This window comes from Carnobacterium sp. CP1 (genome assembly GCF_001483965.1).
In the GTDB taxonomy this organism is placed as follows: domain Bacteria; phylum Bacillota; class Bacilli; order Lactobacillales; family Carnobacteriaceae; genus Carnobacterium_A; species Carnobacterium_A antarcticum.
On the sequence record NZ_CP010796.1, the window covers coordinates 1,466,611 to 1,484,831 of the forward strand.

19 protein-coding genes are annotated in these 18,221 nt (G+C 37.8%); 3 read left to right on the plus strand and 16 right to left on the minus strand.

The features are described 5' to 3' along the window. Window positions 1-47: 47 nt before the first annotated feature. The 4 genes from NY10_RS06880 to NY10_RS06895 all read right to left on the minus strand — a co-directional run bounded on the left by NY10_RS06880 (window position 48) and on the right by NY10_RS06895 (window position 3,881). Window positions 48-770, minus strand: coding sequence for an EAL domain-containing protein (locus tag NY10_RS06880; RefSeq protein ID WP_058919275.1), 723 nt, complete (start codon window positions 768-770; stop codon window positions 48-50). A 74-nt stretch (window positions 771-844) separates the two neighbouring features. Then, a complete protein-coding gene (locus NY10_RS06885) occupies window positions 845-1,888 on the minus strand; it encodes a hypothetical protein (RefSeq protein ID WP_058919276.1) in 1,044 nt (347 codons plus the stop codon). Next, entirely contained in the window at window positions 1,885-3,117 is a 1,233-nt protein-coding gene (locus tag NY10_RS06890; RefSeq protein WP_082664206.1) for a glycosyltransferase family 2 protein, read from the minus strand. Before NY10_RS06890 ends, NY10_RS06885 begins: the two co-directional genes overlap by 4 nt. Then, the gene (locus NY10_RS06895) at window positions 3,114-3,881 is read right to left on the minus strand and encodes a hypothetical protein (protein WP_058919277.1); all 768 of its coding nucleotides are present in this window, start codon (window positions 3,879-3,881) and stop codon (window positions 3,114-3,116) included. Before NY10_RS06895 ends, NY10_RS06890 begins: the two co-directional genes overlap by 4 nt. 454 nt (window positions 3,882-4,335) lie before the next feature. Between NY10_RS06895 and NY10_RS06900 the strand changes: the two genes are divergently transcribed. From NY10_RS06900 to NY10_RS06910, 3 genes are all read left to right on the plus strand, one after another. Then, window positions 4,336-4,560, plus strand: a complete 225-nt coding sequence (locus NY10_RS06900; protein WP_058919278.1) for a DUF1858 domain-containing protein — start codon at window positions 4,336-4,338, stop codon at window positions 4,558-4,560. Between the two features lie 4 nt (window positions 4,561-4,564). Next, on the plus strand, window positions 4,565-5,896 hold the full coding sequence (locus tag NY10_RS06905) for a DUF438 domain-containing protein (protein WP_058919279.1): 1,332 nt from the start codon (window positions 4,565-4,567) through the stop codon (window positions 5,894-5,896). 152 nt (window positions 5,897-6,048) lie between these two features. Further along, the gene (locus tag NY10_RS06910; RefSeq protein ID WP_058919280.1) at window positions 6,049-6,912 is read left to right on the plus strand and encodes a glycosyltransferase family 8 protein; all 864 of its coding nucleotides are present in this window, start codon (window positions 6,049-6,051) and stop codon (window positions 6,910-6,912) included. A gap of 239 nt (window positions 6,913-7,151) precedes the next feature. On the opposite strand, the gene NY10_RS06915 is transcribed toward NY10_RS06910, so the two are convergent. From NY10_RS06915 to NY10_RS06970, 12 genes are all read right to left on the minus strand, one after another. Beyond that, window positions 7,152-8,858, minus strand: a complete 1,707-nt coding sequence (locus tag NY10_RS06915; protein ID WP_058919281.1) for a methyl-accepting chemotaxis protein — start codon at window positions 8,856-8,858, stop codon at window positions 7,152-7,154. Window positions 8,859-9,045: 187 nt separating this feature from the next. After that, the gene (gene ftsE, locus NY10_RS06920; RefSeq protein WP_058919282.1) at window positions 9,046-9,762 is read right to left on the minus strand and encodes a cell division ATP-binding protein FtsE; all 717 of its coding nucleotides are present in this window, start codon (window positions 9,760-9,762) and stop codon (window positions 9,046-9,048) included. A gap of 299 nt (window positions 9,763-10,061) precedes the next feature. Next, window positions 10,062-10,817: a flagellar hook-basal body protein gene (locus tag NY10_RS06925; RefSeq protein WP_058919283.1), complete on the minus strand. Its 756-nt coding sequence runs from the start codon at window positions 10,815-10,817 to the stop codon at window positions 10,062-10,064. A gap of 12 nt (window positions 10,818-10,829) precedes the next feature. Beyond that, window positions 10,830-11,588: a flagellar hook-basal body protein gene (locus NY10_RS06930; RefSeq protein ID WP_058919284.1), complete on the minus strand. Its 759-nt coding sequence runs from the start codon at window positions 11,586-11,588 to the stop codon at window positions 10,830-10,832. Beyond that, window positions 11,581-12,297: a sigma-70 family RNA polymerase sigma factor gene (locus tag NY10_RS06935; RefSeq protein WP_058919285.1), complete on the minus strand. Its 717-nt coding sequence runs from the start codon at window positions 12,295-12,297 to the stop codon at window positions 11,581-11,583. Before NY10_RS06935 ends, NY10_RS06930 begins: the two co-directional genes overlap by 8 nt. Before the next feature lie 47 nt (window positions 12,298-12,344). Continuing rightward, entirely contained in the window at window positions 12,345-14,426 is a 2,082-nt protein-coding gene (gene flhA / locus NY10_RS06940) for a flagellar biosynthesis protein FlhA (RefSeq protein WP_058919286.1), read from the minus strand. A 31-nt stretch (window positions 14,427-14,457) separates the two neighbouring features. Then, window positions 14,458-15,525 (minus strand): flagellar biosynthesis protein FlhB, encoded by a 1,068-nt coding sequence (flhB, locus tag NY10_RS06945; protein WP_058919287.1) that lies wholly within the window; start codon window positions 15,523-15,525, stop codon window positions 14,458-14,460. Between the two features lie 11 nt (window positions 15,526-15,536). Next, window positions 15,537-16,313 (minus strand): flagellar biosynthetic protein FliR, encoded by a 777-nt coding sequence (gene fliR / locus NY10_RS06950; RefSeq protein ID WP_231726710.1) that lies wholly within the window; start codon window positions 16,311-16,313, stop codon window positions 15,537-15,539. Then, a complete protein-coding gene (fliQ, locus tag NY10_RS06955) occupies window positions 16,310-16,573 on the minus strand; it encodes a flagellar biosynthesis protein FliQ (protein ID WP_058919288.1) in 264 nt (87 codons plus the stop codon). The genes fliR and fliQ overlap by 4 nt, the downstream gene beginning before the upstream one ends. Window positions 16,574-16,582: 9 nt before the next feature. Continuing rightward, entirely contained in the window at window positions 16,583-17,341 is a 759-nt protein-coding gene (fliP, locus tag NY10_RS06960; protein WP_058919289.1) for a flagellar type III secretion system pore protein FliP, read from the minus strand. Then, on the minus strand, window positions 17,338-17,727 hold the full coding sequence (locus NY10_RS06965) for a flagellar biosynthetic protein FliO (RefSeq protein WP_231726711.1): 390 nt from the start codon (window positions 17,725-17,727) through the stop codon (window positions 17,338-17,340). Before NY10_RS06965 ends, fliP begins: the two co-directional genes overlap by 4 nt. A gap of 23 nt (window positions 17,728-17,750) precedes the next feature. Then, a complete protein-coding gene (locus tag NY10_RS06970) occupies window positions 17,751-18,218 on the minus strand; it encodes a flagellar basal body-associated FliL family protein (protein ID WP_058919290.1) in 468 nt (155 codons plus the stop codon). Window positions 18,219-18,221: the final 3 nt, after the last annotated feature.

Sequence of the window (18,221 nt, forward strand, 5' to 3'; positions counted from 1 at the left end):
CCTCCAATCAGCTAGCCATAGTAAATAAAAATAGTCTGTTTAATTTGTTACCGACATTTCTTTATGCATTTTGAAGGTTTTCCAAAGTGGTAACCTTGTTGAAGGACTATCCCTTGTTCTTTCAGCCCCTCACTTGTTGCTTGATCTTCAATACCTTCCACGATGAAATCAAGGTGGTAATCTTCAGAAAACCGTTGCCAAGCACCTAAGAACAGATGCAGCGTTTCTTCTTTTATATCTTTTTTAGTGCATTTTACGATTGAAAATTTAATTTGGTCTAGATAAGGAGTATATTTTAAAACCTCATCCAATGAATTTTTTCCTGAGCCCACATCATCCAATGCAATGCAGTAGCCCTTTGCTTTGATCGATGCAAAAATAGATTGCAGTTGTTGATCGATCGTTAAAGAATCAACGTTTTCAGTTGAAGCAGCAAATAATGGAGCGTCTTCAGTTATTTCGATGGCCAATTGTTTAGCATACGGCTGCATCGTCGTAAAAAAATCAGTGGTTTCCGGATAAAATAATTGTCTAGGAGCGAAATTGATAGAAAACTGCACTGTCGGAAACAACTGCACCAATCGCACTAGTTCCTCTTGAAACCAATTTAAAAAATGACTGTGTTCTTTTTTGCTATGGATAATCTTTTCCATTTTTGCAGCTGGGTAATGCGGGTTTTGCTCTTTGTTTCTTAATAAGATTTCATATCCAATCACTCGATTGTTCTGCACATCGACTTTAGGTTGAAAGTGAAATTGAAACTCATCCATTTGAAGACCTCCCCTACTACTACTTAAATCGGTCATTTTCGCGGAAAAATAAGGCTGTAAGTGTTTTTTCATTCTCAGTCCCACTCCCACTGTTTATTAACAAAGTCATTTTTATACAAGAGATTGACCGTTTCCGACCACATGTAATCAAAAAAATGAATGGTTGAATAATCAGCATTTTTATCAAAAGAAGGTTGGTTTAAGAGTATGCTTTGGAGTTCGTTAACGTATGTTTCTTCATGAGATAAATTGAAATAAAGGATAGCTAGAGCATAAACCGCACTTGATTCATAAGGAACGGCTGGAGCGAGATCCTCTTTAAGATATCCTCCGAACAATTTTCCTTTTGTATCCCATTCTTCTTTCAGCCATTGATCAAAGGCTTTAGGTATTTGTTCTGTGAAATGGATGTACTGAATAGCTATCATTAGTTGGTCAATCATATTAACCGTCCCTTTATCAGCTGATAAATAAACCTGCTTTTCAACGTCATAAATTTCTTTAAAAAAAGGTGTTTCAAGCTTGCTTGATTCTATTACTATTTTTTGATACGCCGCTTTATCTACTGCTGTATTTTCTTTTATGATTTGGTGATTGATATACGATAAATGTAAAGTGTTCGTTTTCTTTTGCACGTTCCAATCATAAAAATCGACCAAGACGCCATCGGTCAATTGGTTTGAATTTAACGCTTCTTCCAGTTCATCAGCTAATTTCAAATACGATGAATCTTGAAAACGAGTACTCGCTTTTCTAAGTACTTCGATGATGCGAAAGTCATCAACCGAAGCATTTGTTGTGGTTTCAGCAGTGGCTACCCATTTAATAAACGTTCCGTTTGGTTGTTTCGCTAAAAAGTTTTTCCTTAAACTGTCTACTTGTTGCTTAAATTCTTTTTCATCTTCCGCAAGCAGTAAATAATAAAGGTATTGGCCAATGCTTTCAGATAGATATTGGGTATTGGATTCTTTTGCGTAATTTTTAATCAAGTCTTTATTCGTTTTATAGTTGTTATCCACTACCTGCTGAACACCTATCTTCCTTTGAAAACCTAAGGCTAACAAACAACTCATTAAAAGAACAATCAGCAAGATGACATAAACCCTTTTTTTCTTCACACTGTGCTCCCTTTTTTGAATCGTTTTGTCTTATCCCACGTGATTGTTGTTTTGGTGATTCGGCTCCAAATGTATTGACTAGCACTTCTTAACAATAACAATAGGAAAAATTGTGCATAAGTAAAGTACATGATCAATCCCACAAAAATATTGAATGGAGAGATGGAATTCTCCAATACCATGGCACTGATAACTTGTGCTGTATAAACGACATAGCTTAAAAACCAAATAAACAATAATGGGATATCAAAATAAGGAACGGAAAACCCAAACAACCCTAAAACAAACCAAATGTTGGAAACCAAGAGCAACACTACAAAAAAGAAGTAAGTCAAGACATGCTGCAGACTGTAAATAAACGTTTTCCCTTTCCAAAAACTCCAATCGCGTAAAGATTTCTCTAACAAATACAAGTTACCGGTCAACCATCTGGTCCGCTGTTTGATAAAGATTTTTATATTTTCAGGTTCTTGCTCCCAAGTATGCGATTGGTGGACAACCGGCAGTGTTTTCCCCATTGCTGCTATTCGGACCGTTAACTCGGCATCTTCCGCTAAAGCATAAGGGTCATATCCTCCGGCCGCTTGAAGAACTTCTCTTTTAAGCAGCATATTGGTACCTGCCAGAGAACCGGCTTTAAACAATTTCCAGCGGCCGCTTTGCATCAGCAATTGGAATACTTGGAATTCAATCGCAATCATTCGTGTCAGCAAATTTTGACTGGCATTGATCGTTTTAACATAGCCTACTGCTCCTGCAGAATCTTTCGTCGTTTCTGCTGCATGCACCAATTCAATCACTGCATTTCTGTTCGGCTGGTTGTCTGCATCAAACACTAAAAAGTAATCCGATGTTGTGATAGAAAGCCCATAATTTAGTACACGTGACTTACCTGTTGGTTTGCCCGGCGGGACTTTGATATAACAAATTCTAGAAAATAATTGGCTGAATTCTTGTACAATACTCGCTGTATCATCTGCTGAATTGTCGTCTAATAGATAAACGGTCAGCTCTCCCGGGTACTCTAACTTGACCATTGCATTTAACGTATCCTTAATAACGACACCTTCATTATGAGCAGGAATCAAAACCGCGACCGATGGATAATTCGTTAAGATGATTTCTTCTTTTTTTGTTAACCGCTGAATCACGCCTGCTATTGTAAGAATGGAATAAAAAACCAACATCGCCCAAAAGAAAAACATAATCACTATCATCGCTATATTCATTTTTTAAGTTCTCCATCCTTGTGATCCACATAGTAGTCATGACCTTGTTCTTGATTCAAAATCTCATAACTAATCGGCAGTTGAATCAAATTTAACTCTGTTCGTAAAGATTGATAAAGCCGCTCTACTACTTTTAAGCAGCCTTCTTTTTTAGTGTTTTGCAAAAAGACCAGATAAGAACCGTCTGCTAGCTTTGTTACTAAATCGAAATCAGATCTCACTGTTTGTAACAATGTTTGCATCAATAAAAAATTCATTGATTCTTTTGTTGTGTTTAAAGGAGTGGTCTTAACCGAGATATAAAAATTTTCTTCTCCTCGTCTTTGGGTCCCTGCCATAATAACTTTAATTCGATTGGTAAACTCTGAATGGGTCAGCAAATTAGATGTTCCTACATATTTTTCTAATTCTTCAGCTTTTTTTCTTAGGCTAGTCAGCTCTTCACTGTTTCTTTTCGCTTCTGCAAACACTAACCACATAAGGATCAAAGCTGCCATCAACAGTATATATTCACCAATCAAATAAGTTTGAGACTTTATACTTGTACCTGATAAAACGGCAAGTGAAAAACCGGTACTGAAAATAATGGTAAGTATTAAAATAAAATTTTTAGAAGTAGATAGAAAATTCATGATCAGTGCTGTTATCAGAAGAACTGAGAAACTAATATAAAGGTGACTTTTTGTAGTAAATTGAAAAATCAGAAGAAAAACGACTAACAATAAAGCAAGAAAAAGCGATAAAGATGACGTTCGTTTTGACATATCAAGCTGTACCTCGTTTCTGTATTTAAAGGTTTTAAGTTATATAATGTTATTTTATATCACACCCTTTTTTTAAAATCTATTACTTTATAGCCATTTCATTTTTTTGTTCGGTTATTATGTTTATTTTGTTCACAATTGAACTGCTATTCTGTCTTCCTTTTACAAAAAAATAAAATTATCATTCCTAATAGTTAGAATGCAGCATATCAGTCTATTTCTTTCTTACTCCGTTTATATTTTTTCAATAAATTCCTGAGAATAAGAGATTTATCACTTGTTATAATTATTTTCTAAAGTACCTGTTTTTTTTCAAAAACACTCAAGATGCTGTGTAATTAGGAATAAAGAACAAAGAATAAACCAAATCCTCTTGTCCTCTTTAGTCTTATGCGGTATAGTATGTGATATAGTTAACAATCGCTTTTATCTTTTTAGAAATGGAGCAATTGATATGAAAGAAATCAACTTAAGTTCTTCTGTGTACGAATTGGTCACAGCTTACCCCGAAATTCAAACCGTTCTATTTGATTTAGGTTTAAAAGATATTCAAAACCCTGCTATGTTAACGACTGTGGGAAGATATATGACTATCCCTAAAGGAGCAAAAATGAAAAAAGTTGACCTCCACGTGATTATTGACCAGTTAGAACAATTAGGTTTTACCATTAAGGAGTGATTGTATGGAAAACAATATGGCTCACCGTCAAAAAAAGATTGTCGAAATATTAACACTGCTTCACGAAGGCGGTGCGTTTGAAGAAGCAAAGCGTCTTTTCGATGAATCCTTCGATGGGATAGACGTCAGCGAGATCACGGCGGCAGAAAGAGAATTGATTGCCGGCGGCTTAGACCCTTCAGAAATCCAACATTTGTGCAACGTTCATGCAGCCGTTTTCAAAGGCTCTATCAGAGATATCCACCGCTCAAATTATGAACACGAACAGCCAGGACATCCCATTCATACTTTGAAGCTAGAAAATAAAGTGATTCGCTCACTCATACAAGATGAGATCAAAGGAACTTTTGAACGGTTTTCTGGCGGAGACTTTTCTCAAAAAGAACGTTTGCAAAACGCTTTACTAGATTTGATGCAAATCGATAAACATTATGCCCGAAAAGAAACACTGATTTTCTCTTATATGGAACGGTATGGTATTACTGCTCCCCCAAAAGTCATGTGGGGCGTCGACGATGATATTCGTGCGGCGATCAAAGATGTAAATGCTTATTTAAACAGCAAACTGTTTGCTATCAACCCTTTACATGACAAAATTGAACATGTTATGACGGAAGTCGAAGAAATGATTTTTAAAGAGGAAGAAATACTGATTCCGATGATTTTAGATGTTTTTAGTCTAACCGATTGGCAAAGAATTGCTGAAGATAGTTTGGATATCGGCTTTGCTTTTATTCCTCAGCCTCTTACTTGGAAACCAAGTAAGAGAGCGTTGAAACAAGAAAAGGAACAGCAAGCAGACCGTTCAGAAGCTGCAAAAAAAGCGGCGGCGATGACAGAAACGATTGCTGCAGAACTAGATTTGCCTATGTCTACTGATCAAACAGAACAGTACGATTGGCGAGACAGCCCATTAAGCGAAGGCGAAATTGTTTTGCCAACTGGTGTCCTTCGACTAAAAGAATTAACCGCCATTTTTGGCGTATTGCCTGTTGACTTAACTTTCGTCGATAAAGACGATCGTGTACGCTTCTACTCTGAAGGGAAGAACCGGGTTTTCCCACGCACAAATTCCGTCATCGGGCGCGAAGTTATCAATTGTCATCCTCATAAGAGCATGCATATGGTTCAAAAGATTCTTGATGATTTTAGAATTGGAGAAAGAACTGAAGCTGATTTCTGGATCAACATGCATGGAAAAATGATTTATATCCGTTATTTTGCTATTTACGACACCGAAACCAATGATTACCTAGGTTGTTTAGAAGTTACACAAGACATTACCGAAATACAAAAAATTCAAGGAGAAAACCGGTTATTGAGTGAAGAAAGCTGAATTTGAGATGTTACAGAAGTCAATGTATTTAAAATCCTTTTCTCCTACCTTGTCAGCTGATACTAGCAGCTCCATTTAACTTGTTCTTGGATTTTCTTGATAGTTTCAGACATACTTATAGTAGAATGTTAAATGATATAGGAGCCTGTCTAATGAATTTATTGTTTACTTTAAACGAAACTTATTTGCCGCCATTTTATACATTGCTTCGTTCGATTTTCTACTCAAACAGTCGTGAAGAAGTATTTGACATCTATTTAATGCACAAAGACATTTCGGATAACCAGCTTCTTCGGCTAGAAGCATTTATTAACAATGAAGGGCATTCTTTACATGTCATTGATTGTACGAATCTTTTTGAAGAAGATACGGTCGTCAACCGGTATTATTCCATTGAAATGTATTACCGGTTGTTGGCTCCTTTTGTATTGCCAGACAAATTAGATCGTATTCTATATTTGGATCCAGATATCATTAATTTAAATTCATTTGCTAAGTTCTACAATCAAGATTTTAAAGATAATCTATTTATTGCAACAACTCATGAATATGCAACCAAGTGGATTCAGCCTCTTAATAATCTCCGCTTAGGAACACTAAAATCTGAAGATTATTTCAATACTGGAATTTTATTGATGAATCTGTCCGAAATACGGACAAAAGTAACGCCAGATGATATTTTTAAAGCTATACAAACGAACAAAAACCGTCTCGTTTTGCCGGATCAAGATATTTTCAATCATTTATATTGGAACCGCATCGGCGAAGCAGATTGGCGTATTTACAACTTAGACCCGCGTTTTTATTCAAAACTGAAACTCTTTTTTCCTGCAATTTACAATCAAGAATGGGTAGAAATGAATGTAGTCTTCATTCACTATTGCGGTAAGCATAAACCCTGGCTGGAAAATGAAAAATACCGCTATGATCTCGGTTTTTATTATCATGAATTTGAAACTAAGCATACCTATTTGCCTGCTTACCATCCAGAACTAGAGGAACAAAACGATGCTTAAACCATTTAGATACTTTACAATGATCCCATCCTTCAACCGACAAACCTAAATGTGCAACTATTGCGAATGGCTGAGTTCTAATGGATTTAAACACGTTACCGGTACTTATTCTTGTAGCCGCTCATTGGTGAAGCCATGGCCCCCTATTCCTCATTTAAACAAGGTCAAAAAGCAGAAAACTATTAACAAAAGTAGCCATGGAATAAGACATTTTCGTCTTATTCCATGGCTTGATTTTTTTATAATTTGAATTGATTGACCATTTGACTTAAATCTTCAGCTAATGCTGCTAAGTGTTCTGAATTTCCGGCCACTTCTTCCATCGAACTGCTGATTTGTTGAGAAGCTGCTGATGTTTCTTCTACTCCAGCTGCTGACTCTTGAGAAACAGCCGCAATTTCCTCGATTGAACCGTTCATAATTTCGCTGTTAGCTGCAATACTTTCCAAGTTTCCAGAAATACTCTGAATTTCATTAACCATGCTGGTGACCGACTGACTGATTTTGTTGAACGTTTGCCCAGTTGTATTGATTTGAGACGTTCCTTCTTCAACTTCAGTATAGCCGTTTTGCAAAGAGTCGCTGACTTTCTTTGATTCAGCTTGGATCGTTGTAACGAATCCAGTAATATCGGCGATTGATACAGCCACTTGTTCAGCTAATTTTCTAACTTCATCAGCAACAACCGCAAAGCCTCTGCCGTGTTCCCCAGCTCTGGCCGCTTCGATCGCTGCGTTTAAAGCAAGCAGATTGGTTTGGTCGGCTACCGTTTGGATGATCGAGACTAAATTTGAAATTTCTTTGGTTTGATTATCTAAAATTGCCATTTTCTCAACAGCGTCTTGAACAATACTGTCGATTTTTTGCATTTGCTGATTAGACGACTCCATCAATCGGCTGCCCTCCGTTGTCATTTCCAATACTTTTTGAGAAGTTTTAGAGATTTGATCGCCGCTTTTATTGGTATCGCGGACTTTTTTAGTAAAGTTCCCCATTACAATCGACAGACTGCTAGCTGTGTTGGCTTGCGTTTCTGTACCGGTCGCTAACTCTTGCATCGTTGTGGCTACTTGCTCTGAACCTGATTTCACTTCAAAAGCCGCTTGATTTAATTCTTCGCTGTGAGCTGTCAATGTCTCTGAGTCTTCTGATATTTTATGCATCGTTTGTTTTAAGATATCTTGCATCATATTCATCGCTGCTGCTAACTGTCCAGTCTCGTCTTCTGTCGTAACAGGTAACGGTTCAACACTTAAATCACCACCTGCTATTGTCTGCATATGGTTCATGACCAAATTGATTGGTCTGGTTATACTTCTAGATGTCAAGTAAGCCACGAGTGCAGATAAGAGAGCGACCAAAATAGTGACCACATAACTTAAGAGTTCGATTATTTTACCTTTTCTCATTATGTCATCGCCAAATTTTTGAATGTTATCTTCTCTCTTTGCTGCTAAATCAGAAAATCCTTTTTCAAGCTCATTTTCCAACACTTGTGCTTGCGTATTCATAATATCTTGAGCTTTTTTAGGATCGCCGTTATCATAAGCTTCTAATGCCTCATCGGTTAATCTTCCCCAAGCGACTTTCTTATCGATTAGTTTCTTTAATTCTGCTGCATCACTTAGTTCTAAAGCTTTATTTTCTAATTTAATGCTTTCTTTAGTCTCTGTATTGAATTGAATTCGGTAAGCTTCATCATTATAAGCCATGTAGCCTCGAATCAGACTTGTACGTTTATTCATATCGGTTAATAACTTTTCATCGTTGATCAATAATTTCATTTCTTGCTCCATAATGGTTTGCATTGATTTGTTTATATCGTTCAAACTCAAGATATTAAATAGGCTCGATAACATGATGAGTAGAACTACTGCACCAAATCCTACTAATATTCTTGTACGTAAACTTTTGATTTTACTTTGTTTTTCTTTCTTTTTTTTCATTTTTTCAATCCTTTTCTTATCAATTTAGTTCTCTCTAATTGTCTATATCGGTAGATTGAAAGAAAACTTTATAGCAAGATCCATTATTTTAATTTTTTTAGCTAATAAAATAAACAATTGTAAGGTTGTATTGCTGAAAGAACACTTTTTCCAAAAAAATAAGCCAAGACTTTTTGTCTGGGCTTATTTAAATGACTACATAGTCACCGGAGTTGTAATCGTATTGAAGACTGCCGTTATTTTTACTTTCATCCCCTACTATTTCGCCATTTTTGATTTCTAAGACACGGTTGTGTACTTTATTAACAATCGTACGGTTGTGAGTGACCATAATAATAGTGGTTCCTTGCAAATTGATGCGGTAAAACAGCCGCATTATTTCTAAAGCTGTCTTGGGATCAAGATTGCCTGTCGGCTCGTCAGCAATGAGTACTTGAGGTCTATTGACGATCGCTCGGGCAATTCCGACTCTTTGCTGTTCGCCTCCAGATAGTTCTGTGGGCTTTAGGTCAGCTTTTAATTCAAGTTCTACCTGAGCCAAAGCTTCCATTACACGCGGCCTGATTTCTTCAGGTTTAGTTCCAATCACTTCCAGAGCATAAGCTATGTTTTCAAAAACTGTCCGGTCATTCAACAGTTTGTAATCTTGAAAAACTACTCCGATTTGACGCCTTAATTTAGGAACATCACTGCTTTTCAGTTTTGCTAAATTATACCCGCAAACTTCCATTTGGCCACGGGTCATCTTTTCTTCCCGAATAATCAGCTTTGCGAAGGTCGATTTCCCTGAACCGCTTGCGCCGACTACATATACAAATTCACCATCTTCAATGGTAACCGATACATCTCGAAGTGCCTTTACTCCTTTTGGATAAGTTTTTGCTACATTTTTCATTTTAATCATCTGTCATCACCCGTGTTATCCCTCAAACTCTTTCCTGACCCGTTTTTCCCGCGTCAACCCGAACCGTTAATGCATTTGCCAAAAGCTAAAGCGTAGACTTCAATTCCTTATTGTTGTTACGCTCTAAACTTCATGCCTTCGTAAAAAAGATGAATTGGGCGTATGCGCAGTATGTTCTGCCTCCCAATTCCCACAACGTCGCTGGCGCTTCTCTGTCTTAAATGACTGTAAGGATGAAACACCCCACAGTCACTAAGTATTTTTAGTCAGGCATAAACGAAGTTTATCACAGCCTTTTGTTATTGTTTGAATTGGTTGATCATCGACATCATATCATCTGTTCCTTGCGCGACTCTCGTGTTTAATGAATACGAGCGCTGTGCCAACATCATATCCGTCATCGCTGTTGCTAAATCTGTATTGGAAGATTCTAAATAATGTTGATGGATCGAACCAGTTGTTTGTATGTAATCTCCATTATAAGTAAACTTATTTCCGCCAACTGGAACTAATGCATCTGAAACAGCTGGAGTAAATAATGGAATCGTTCCAATCAGCATGTTCGTGTCTTCTGTCTGGATTCTGATTTCGCCGTTAGCTGCAATCGACAAGTCGCCTGCCGGCCATTGTTCAGGGGGAATAGCTGATTCAATGGATAACCGGTCCCCATTGCTGTTGGTGATCGATTTATCGCCGTTTAATTGAAAAGCTCCATCACGAGTTAAATAGAATTGATTATTGGCATCCGTTACTCCAAAAAAGCCGTCCCCTTCAATTGCCAAATGATAAGCATTTTCATCAGAAACAAGTGAGCCTTGTGCCATATTAATCGTATTTACTCCGCTTTTTGTTCCAATAGTGATCGCACTGTTTTGAGTCTGATCAGATAAGAGGATATTTCCTCCATTGATATCGTTTTTTAACAGTTCATTAAAACTGACATTTTTTGATTTATAACCAGTGGTATTAACGTTGGCTATATCATTTGATAAAGCATCCATTGCCGTTTGAACGGCATTCATTCCACTTTTGCTGATACTTAAAGGTATACTCATCTTCTGCTCCTCCTAGACTCTTCCGATCTCGTTAACCGATTTTTTCAATGTTTCATCCGCAGCGTTCAGCATTTTTTGATTCGCTCCGAATTCTCTGGAAACCATCATCAAGTTCGTGATTTCATCGGCTGTTTTAACATTTGATGTTTCAACCATGCTTTGATAAATGGTCACTCCGCCATTCATTGCTGTTCCGCCTTGTCCTGTATACAATGTGTCCCCGACACTGGTCAAAGTAGACGGATCGTTAAATTCAGTCACTAGCAAACGCAAGCCGGTTCCATTAATATTCCCAGTGCTGTCCACAGAGAAATCCATTCCGCCAGCCGGAATAAAAGTCGGCTGTCCGCCAGCATCAATTCCCATAACATGATGTCCTTCTTGAGTTACCAGTTCTCCATCAGCATTAGCCGTAAAGTTGCCATTTCTCGTGTAATAAGTCTGACCATCATCTCCAGCTATTGTGAAAAAACCATCGCTTTGCAAGGCAATATCTGTAATCGAAGCCGTTCCTTTCAGCCCGCCTTGCTCAAAGTTTGTGTAGACTTCGTCAATTTGGTTGCCGAAAGTAAATGAACCGATGTCATTTTGTTGGTTTAATAACGGTCCGCCCAAATGATTGACCATTGGTTTAGAAGCAAGTGTACTTTGAATGAGTTCTTGTGATTTATATCCTGCTGTATTGATATTAGCTACATTGGCGCTAATGTTTTCTTGCTTTTTTTGTAGAATATCAAAATTTCGGCTAAGCGTATCTATACTTCTAATCATCGTATTCTCTCCTCATCGATTCTCTCAGTTTCAGTAACGTCTTTCCATTGATTTGCGAAACACGCGGCACAGATATATCAAAAATAAAAGCAATTTCTTTCAGTGTTAGTTCATCAACATAATACATATTCAAAATCATCTGTTCTCGTTCAGATAACTGACTGATATGTGACGTTAACAACCCTTGGCGCTCTTTGTCCGTCAGTGCTTCTTCAGTATCAACGGTACGATCGTCTTCCAGGAAATCGATTAATTCACTGTCATTTCCATCCTCATTGAACATGACCTTTTCAAGTGAAACAGATGCTAAATGATGGACCGTTTCATGAATTTTAGACAGTTGTTTTTCATTGATCGTTAGTTCCTGACAAATCTCTTGTTCTGTCGGTGTCCGCATAGTTGTTTTTTCAAGTTTTTCTTTGGCGCGATAATAGTCGTTCAGTTGACCAAGCCTCGTTCTTGAAACCGGTGCTGTTTTTCTGACTTCATCAATAATGGTTCCTTTGATTCTGATATAGGCATACCCTTCAAAAGGAACTTTTTTTGTTTTATCGAATTTTTCAAGAGCATCCATTAACCCGATCACACCGATATTATACAAGTCATCGCGGTCATAATCACTGCGTTTGATGCTCAGCCCGCTTACCACCTTTTCCACCAAGGGCAGGTATTTTATGATTTCTTTTTCTCTATCGTTTTCATAATACATCTGCTACCCTCCTATTAGAAAAATCAACTAAACTGTTCTCACTTTTACTAGCTTTCAATGATACCCACGGTTTCGATCGGCACGTCATTAGGAACTTCATTTAAAGATAAAACGGCCAAATCAGGAAAATTATATGAAATCAAATTTTTCATCGCCGGTCTGATTTTGGGAGACGCCAATAAGACATGCGGAATTCCCTTCATCGTCAATTGATTATGAGTAGCAGTGATACTGTCAAATATTTTTGTAACAATATCAGATTGAAGGACCGGAATGGATCCAGCTGAAGACTTCTGAATGCTTCGGCTGATCAGTTCTTCTGTATCCGGTAAGATCGTAACAACTTGTAAGGTGTCATTTTCATCCAAATATTGTTTTACAACTGTCCGACTCAATGCCTGCCGAACATATTCTGTCAGCATTTCTGCATCTTTAGTCGTATTTCCATAATCGGCCAGGGTTTCCAAAATCGTCACCAAGTCATTGATCGGAATATTTTCTTTCAATAAATTTTGCAAAACCTTTTGAACTTCGCCGAGCCGTAAGATATCTGGAATCAACTCATCGATCACTACACCGTACTTGTCTTTGATTCCTTCTAATAATTGTTTGACTTCTTGTCTGCCTAATAGTTCATAACTTGATTTATAAATGGTTTCTTTAAGATGCGTGACCAATACTGTCAGTGGTTCAACCACTGTATACCCTCTTAAGTCAGCTGCTTCTCGGTCTGCTTCATCCACCCACATGGCGTCTAAACCAAAGGCCGGTTCTTTTGTCGGAATCCCATCAAAATCAAAATCGGTTTCACCAGGATCAACAATCATATATTTATCCAAAAACAGTTCGCCCCGGGCAACTGTATTGCCTTTGATTTTAATCAGGTAATCGTTGGCTTTCAATTGCAAGTTATCCCGAATCCGAATCGGGCTGAGCAGGATGCCGAGTTCATGAGCACTTTGTTTACGGATATTAGAAATGTGATTCATTAAATTGTTATCTTGTGTATCATCTGCAATTGGAATCAGGCCATACCCAATTTCGACTGAAATAGGATCGACTTGAAAAGAAAAGACCGATTCTTCTTCGCTTTTTTCTTGCCGTGCTCGTAATGCATCTTTGCTTTTCATTTCATCCGCTTGGTCTGAAGACTGTTGATGTTTTTCATTTTCCAGTGTCAAATACCCGCCGACTCCTGCTGCTACTCCTAATAGTAAAAAGGGTAATGTGGGAAAGCCGGGTATGATAGCAAACAAAACTAAAATCGCAGAGAGCATCAGCATGACTTTAGGAGCATGGAATAATTCTTTTCCAACTGCGCTGCCAAAGCCGGTGTTGCTGCCTGAGCGTGTAACCAATATCCCTGAAGCAACTGAGATCAATAATGAAGGAATTTGACTGACTAAGCCATCCCCAATCGTTAATTTCCCAAATTGGTTAAGAGCTTCCATAACGGCCATATCGCTTTGAACCGTGTGGATCACGATTCCTCCAATTAAGTTGATGACGGTAATGATAATACCCGCTATCGCATCCCCTTTAACGAACTTGCTGGCTCCGTCCATTGCTCCAAAAAATTGTGTTTCTCTTTCAAGATCCGACCGTCTGCTTTTAGCTTGATCTTCATTGATCAGCCCTGAATTTAAATCTGCATCAATGGACATTTGTTTTCCGGGCATGGCATCTAGCGTAAAACGAGCCGATACTTCCGAAACTCGGCTGGCTCCGTTCGTTACGACCATCATTTGAATGATGACAATAATGATAAAGATAACCGCTCCTACAACAATGTTGTTCCCCGCCACAAAATTGGCAAAAGTATCGATAACGGTTCCGGCTTCTCCTACCGTTAAAATCAAACGAGTGGAAGAAATATTCAATGCTAGTCTGAACATCGTTGTAATCAACAACAGTGTGGGAAAAGTTGAAAATTCCAATACGCTTTTAGAAAAAAGAGTTAAAAGCAAAATAGTGATCGATAAAGCTATATTGACAACTAACATAAAATCCAACATTGGAGAAGGCAACGGAATGATGATCATTCCTAAAATAGCCACTACAAAAAAAGCAATGATGACATCCAATGATTTTGTTAGTTTTCCAAATTTCCCCGTAAAAGCAGTTAACATCTCTTCGACTCCTTCATCCTTTAAAACACTCTTAAATTTTATGTTTATTCATTTCTTCCATTTGATACACCAACGCTAAAATTTCAGCAATCGCTTGGTACATATCGACTGGGACCGGTTGTCCTACTTCAATAGATTTATACATTGCTCGAGCAACCGGTTTGTTTTCTATAATCGGAACATTAGACTCATTCGCTCGTTCTCTGATTTTAGCAGCTTGATGGTCTGCTCCCTTCGCAACGATAATTGGAACTTCATCCTGTGATTTATCGTAACGGATCGCAATAGCTAAGTGAGTAGGATTGGTAATGACAGCAGTCGCTGTCTCCACATCTGCCAACGTGCCGTTGGTCATTTGTCTGTGGAATTGCCTACGTTTGCCTTTAATTTGCGGGTCTCCTTCACTTTCTTTGTATTCATCTTTTACTTCTTGTTTAGACATTTTCAAATTTTTACGGTAATCGTATACTTGATAGATATAATCGCCGATGCCCAATCCGAGCAATAGGATACCTAATTGAACCCCCAGACTTTTTACTAGTTCCATTACTAAAAAGAATAACTTCTGGGTCCCAACATTACCGGAATTGACTAAATGATTGATCGATGATCGAATCATTGTAAAAGACATCCAAAAAACCAGGCCCAACTTCATTAGATTTTTTAATAAGGTGAACATCGTCTTTTTGCTAAACATATTTTTAAATCCGCTGATGGGGTTTATCTTTTTAATATCAACCTTTAACGGTGTGGATGTAAAAAGAAAACCCGTTTGCAGCATGCTGGCCACCAAAGAAGCAAAAAAGCCAATCGCCAGAAAGGGTCCTGCCAAGATCAATGTAAAAATAATGGCTCGCATACCGATATTTCCTAAATTGTTTTCTAAACCTTTAACTACCAAACCTTCTGATAAATAAATTTTCAAGTAAAGATAACCTTGTTTTAATATGTAGGTTCCCAGAAAAGTTGAGGAGACGATAAAGACGACAAATGTGACAGCAGAAGTCAGATCTTGGCTTTTAGCAATTTCGCCTTTTTTTCTTGAATCTTTTAGTTTCTTAGGACTGGCTTTTTCTGTTTTGCCATCTTTTTCTGCCATGCATTCTCACCTCATATTGTCGGCAACGACTGGATAAATTCATTGATATATTTGATCATTAACGGCATCGTTGTCTGAATGTTTTTGATCAATGTCGGCAGCAATAACAACATAAAGACAAAACTAGCCAATACTTTTAACGGCATTCCTAAAATCAATACATTGATTTGCGGAACGGTCCGGGAAATCAACCCCAATACGACCTCTGTCAGCAATGCCACGATCATTAAGGGCGCGGCTAAATTTAAAGCTGTTTCAAAAACGATGGCAAATAGTTTCACCATTCCTTCAACCCCAAATCCTCCAAGGTCCGTGCTTTCGATGGGGACGTATTGAAAGGTTTTAACCACTGTTTTTATCACGACATGATGCAGGTCGGTTAAGAAAAAAATACAAATCGACAACCAATAATAAATTTTTCCGTAATACGAAACATTAACGCCCAATGCCGGGTCAAATGTTGCTCCCATTGAGAAACCAACTTGAAAGTCCACAAAATTCCCCGCCATTTCAATCGCTGAAAAAATAAGTTTTGTAATAAAACCAATCGCTAGTCCTAAAAGGGTTTCTTTTATAGCCAGCAATACAAATAATTCCATTGGCACTTCCGCTGATAAAGCTGAAGTGACCGGATAAGCTGCAATCGTAATTCCGACCGATAACCCAATTTTAACTAAACTGGGCAGCCCTTTTATGGAAAATCCCGGACTGATAACAATAAATGCTGTGATCCTGATAAAAATCAACAGTGCTGTTTGGATTTGCAGACCCCCGATTTCCTCAATCAAAGCGCTGCAATCATTTCAAATATTTTTTGTGTCAATCCAATTAAAGCATTTAACATAAAATTACCGAAAACGATCAGCGAAACAACCACTGCTAAGATTTTAGGAACAAAACTCAAGGTCTGCTCCTGAAGTTGAGTTGTAGCCTGTAAGATACTGATCAACAGGCCTACCACAAGGGCAATGATCAAAGTCGGGCCTGCTACAATGATCATCGTCATAAATGCTTCTCTGATAATGTCTAAAACTGTTACTATTGTCATTTTACACCTCTATTGAAAACCTGTGACAAGCGACTCGACGACTAAATACCACCCGTCAACCAACACGAATAATAATAGTTTAAAGGGCAGCGAAATCATAACGGGAGACAGCATAAACATTCCCATGGACATCAGAATACTGGCTACAACAATATCGATGACCAGGAATGGAATGAATATCAAAAATCCGATACTGAAAGCTGTCCGCAATTCACTGATAACGAATGCAGGGACGATGATCGTCAATGGAAGTTCTTGTAAATCTTCCGGCTTCTTCGTTTCCGATATATCCAAAAAGAGCTTGATATCCTCGTCCCTTGTTTGTTGGTACATAAATTGTTTGATCGGTTCTTCTGCTCTTTCAAAAGCTTCCTGTCCCGATATTTCTTCATTTAAATAGGGGGTCAGCGCATCATCCGCCACTTGTGAATAAATCGGCTGCATAATAAAAAACGTCAAGAATAAAGCAATACCTGTCAACACTAAGTTAGGTGGATTCTGTTGCGTCCCCAATGAACTCCTTACAAAAGACAAAACAACAATGATGCGCGTAAAACTGGTGGTCAAAATTAGAAATGTAGGAGCTAAGCTGAGCAATCCCATTAATACATATAATTTCACTACATCCGAAGTTTCACCAGACTGGCTTCCAACTGCATTAGTCAAGTCGTCTATTGTGCCAACAGCGGAAACTTCGTGCGGAAAACTAAAACTAAGTAAGAAGAGGATAAAGCAAATACTTAACAGTCCTTTTTTTTTCAACTTTATTTCCTCTTTTCATACAAATTTTGATAACGGGATTGGAGTTGTTTAAGAAATTGGCTAGGCTTTCCATTTGGGAAATCAGGTTTTTCTTGTTTAACTTCCAGTGTCTCCTGGGTTTTAATGACTGCTTCTTTTTCAGCTTCTGTTAGTTGTCTAAGGATCTCATTACGTGTTTCCGTAAAACTCATCACATAATATGTACCCGCTATTTCCACAATGCAAATAGAAGAACTTTTATTTATGGCTGTTCTTTCGATGATCTGGATAGCTTTGCCTTTTTTGGTCATAAAAGTATTCAAATATTTTAAACTATAATTGGCTATAAAAATAATAATGGCCAAAGCAAAAATACTTTTTACCACATAACCTATCCCAATTCCCAATCCCATGTTTCAGCTTCCTTTCACTTTCTCTATTGCATGATGATATTTGTAATAAATACATCCCTAATTACTGCGTTCCCCAGTGTTTCATTGATTTGGCTGATCAATTCCTTTTTCAGAACCAATGAACCTTCCTCTTCTTGAAAAACAGTGTCGCTCGTTTTTGTACGTAAAACACTAATAACAGCATCTCGTATCTGGGGTATGTTCTTATCGATCAGTTCTTGCGCATCTTCTTCAAGACTGTAAACCGATAATTCTATTTTTAAGTATTGTCCTTTTCCTGTCTCTCCTGGGGATAAGTTTACTAAAAACTCTTCCAGCGGAACAGTCGTTTCTATTTTCTCTTCTTCTCCTAAACGCTGTACAAATGCTTGAACCTTTCCAGAAGTTATACTAAAACTAACGATTCCTCCGATAATAAGTGCACTAACAATGATAATCAACGGCTTCAACCACTTCTTTTTTTCTTTATCTTTTGTCGATTGTACTTCCATTCG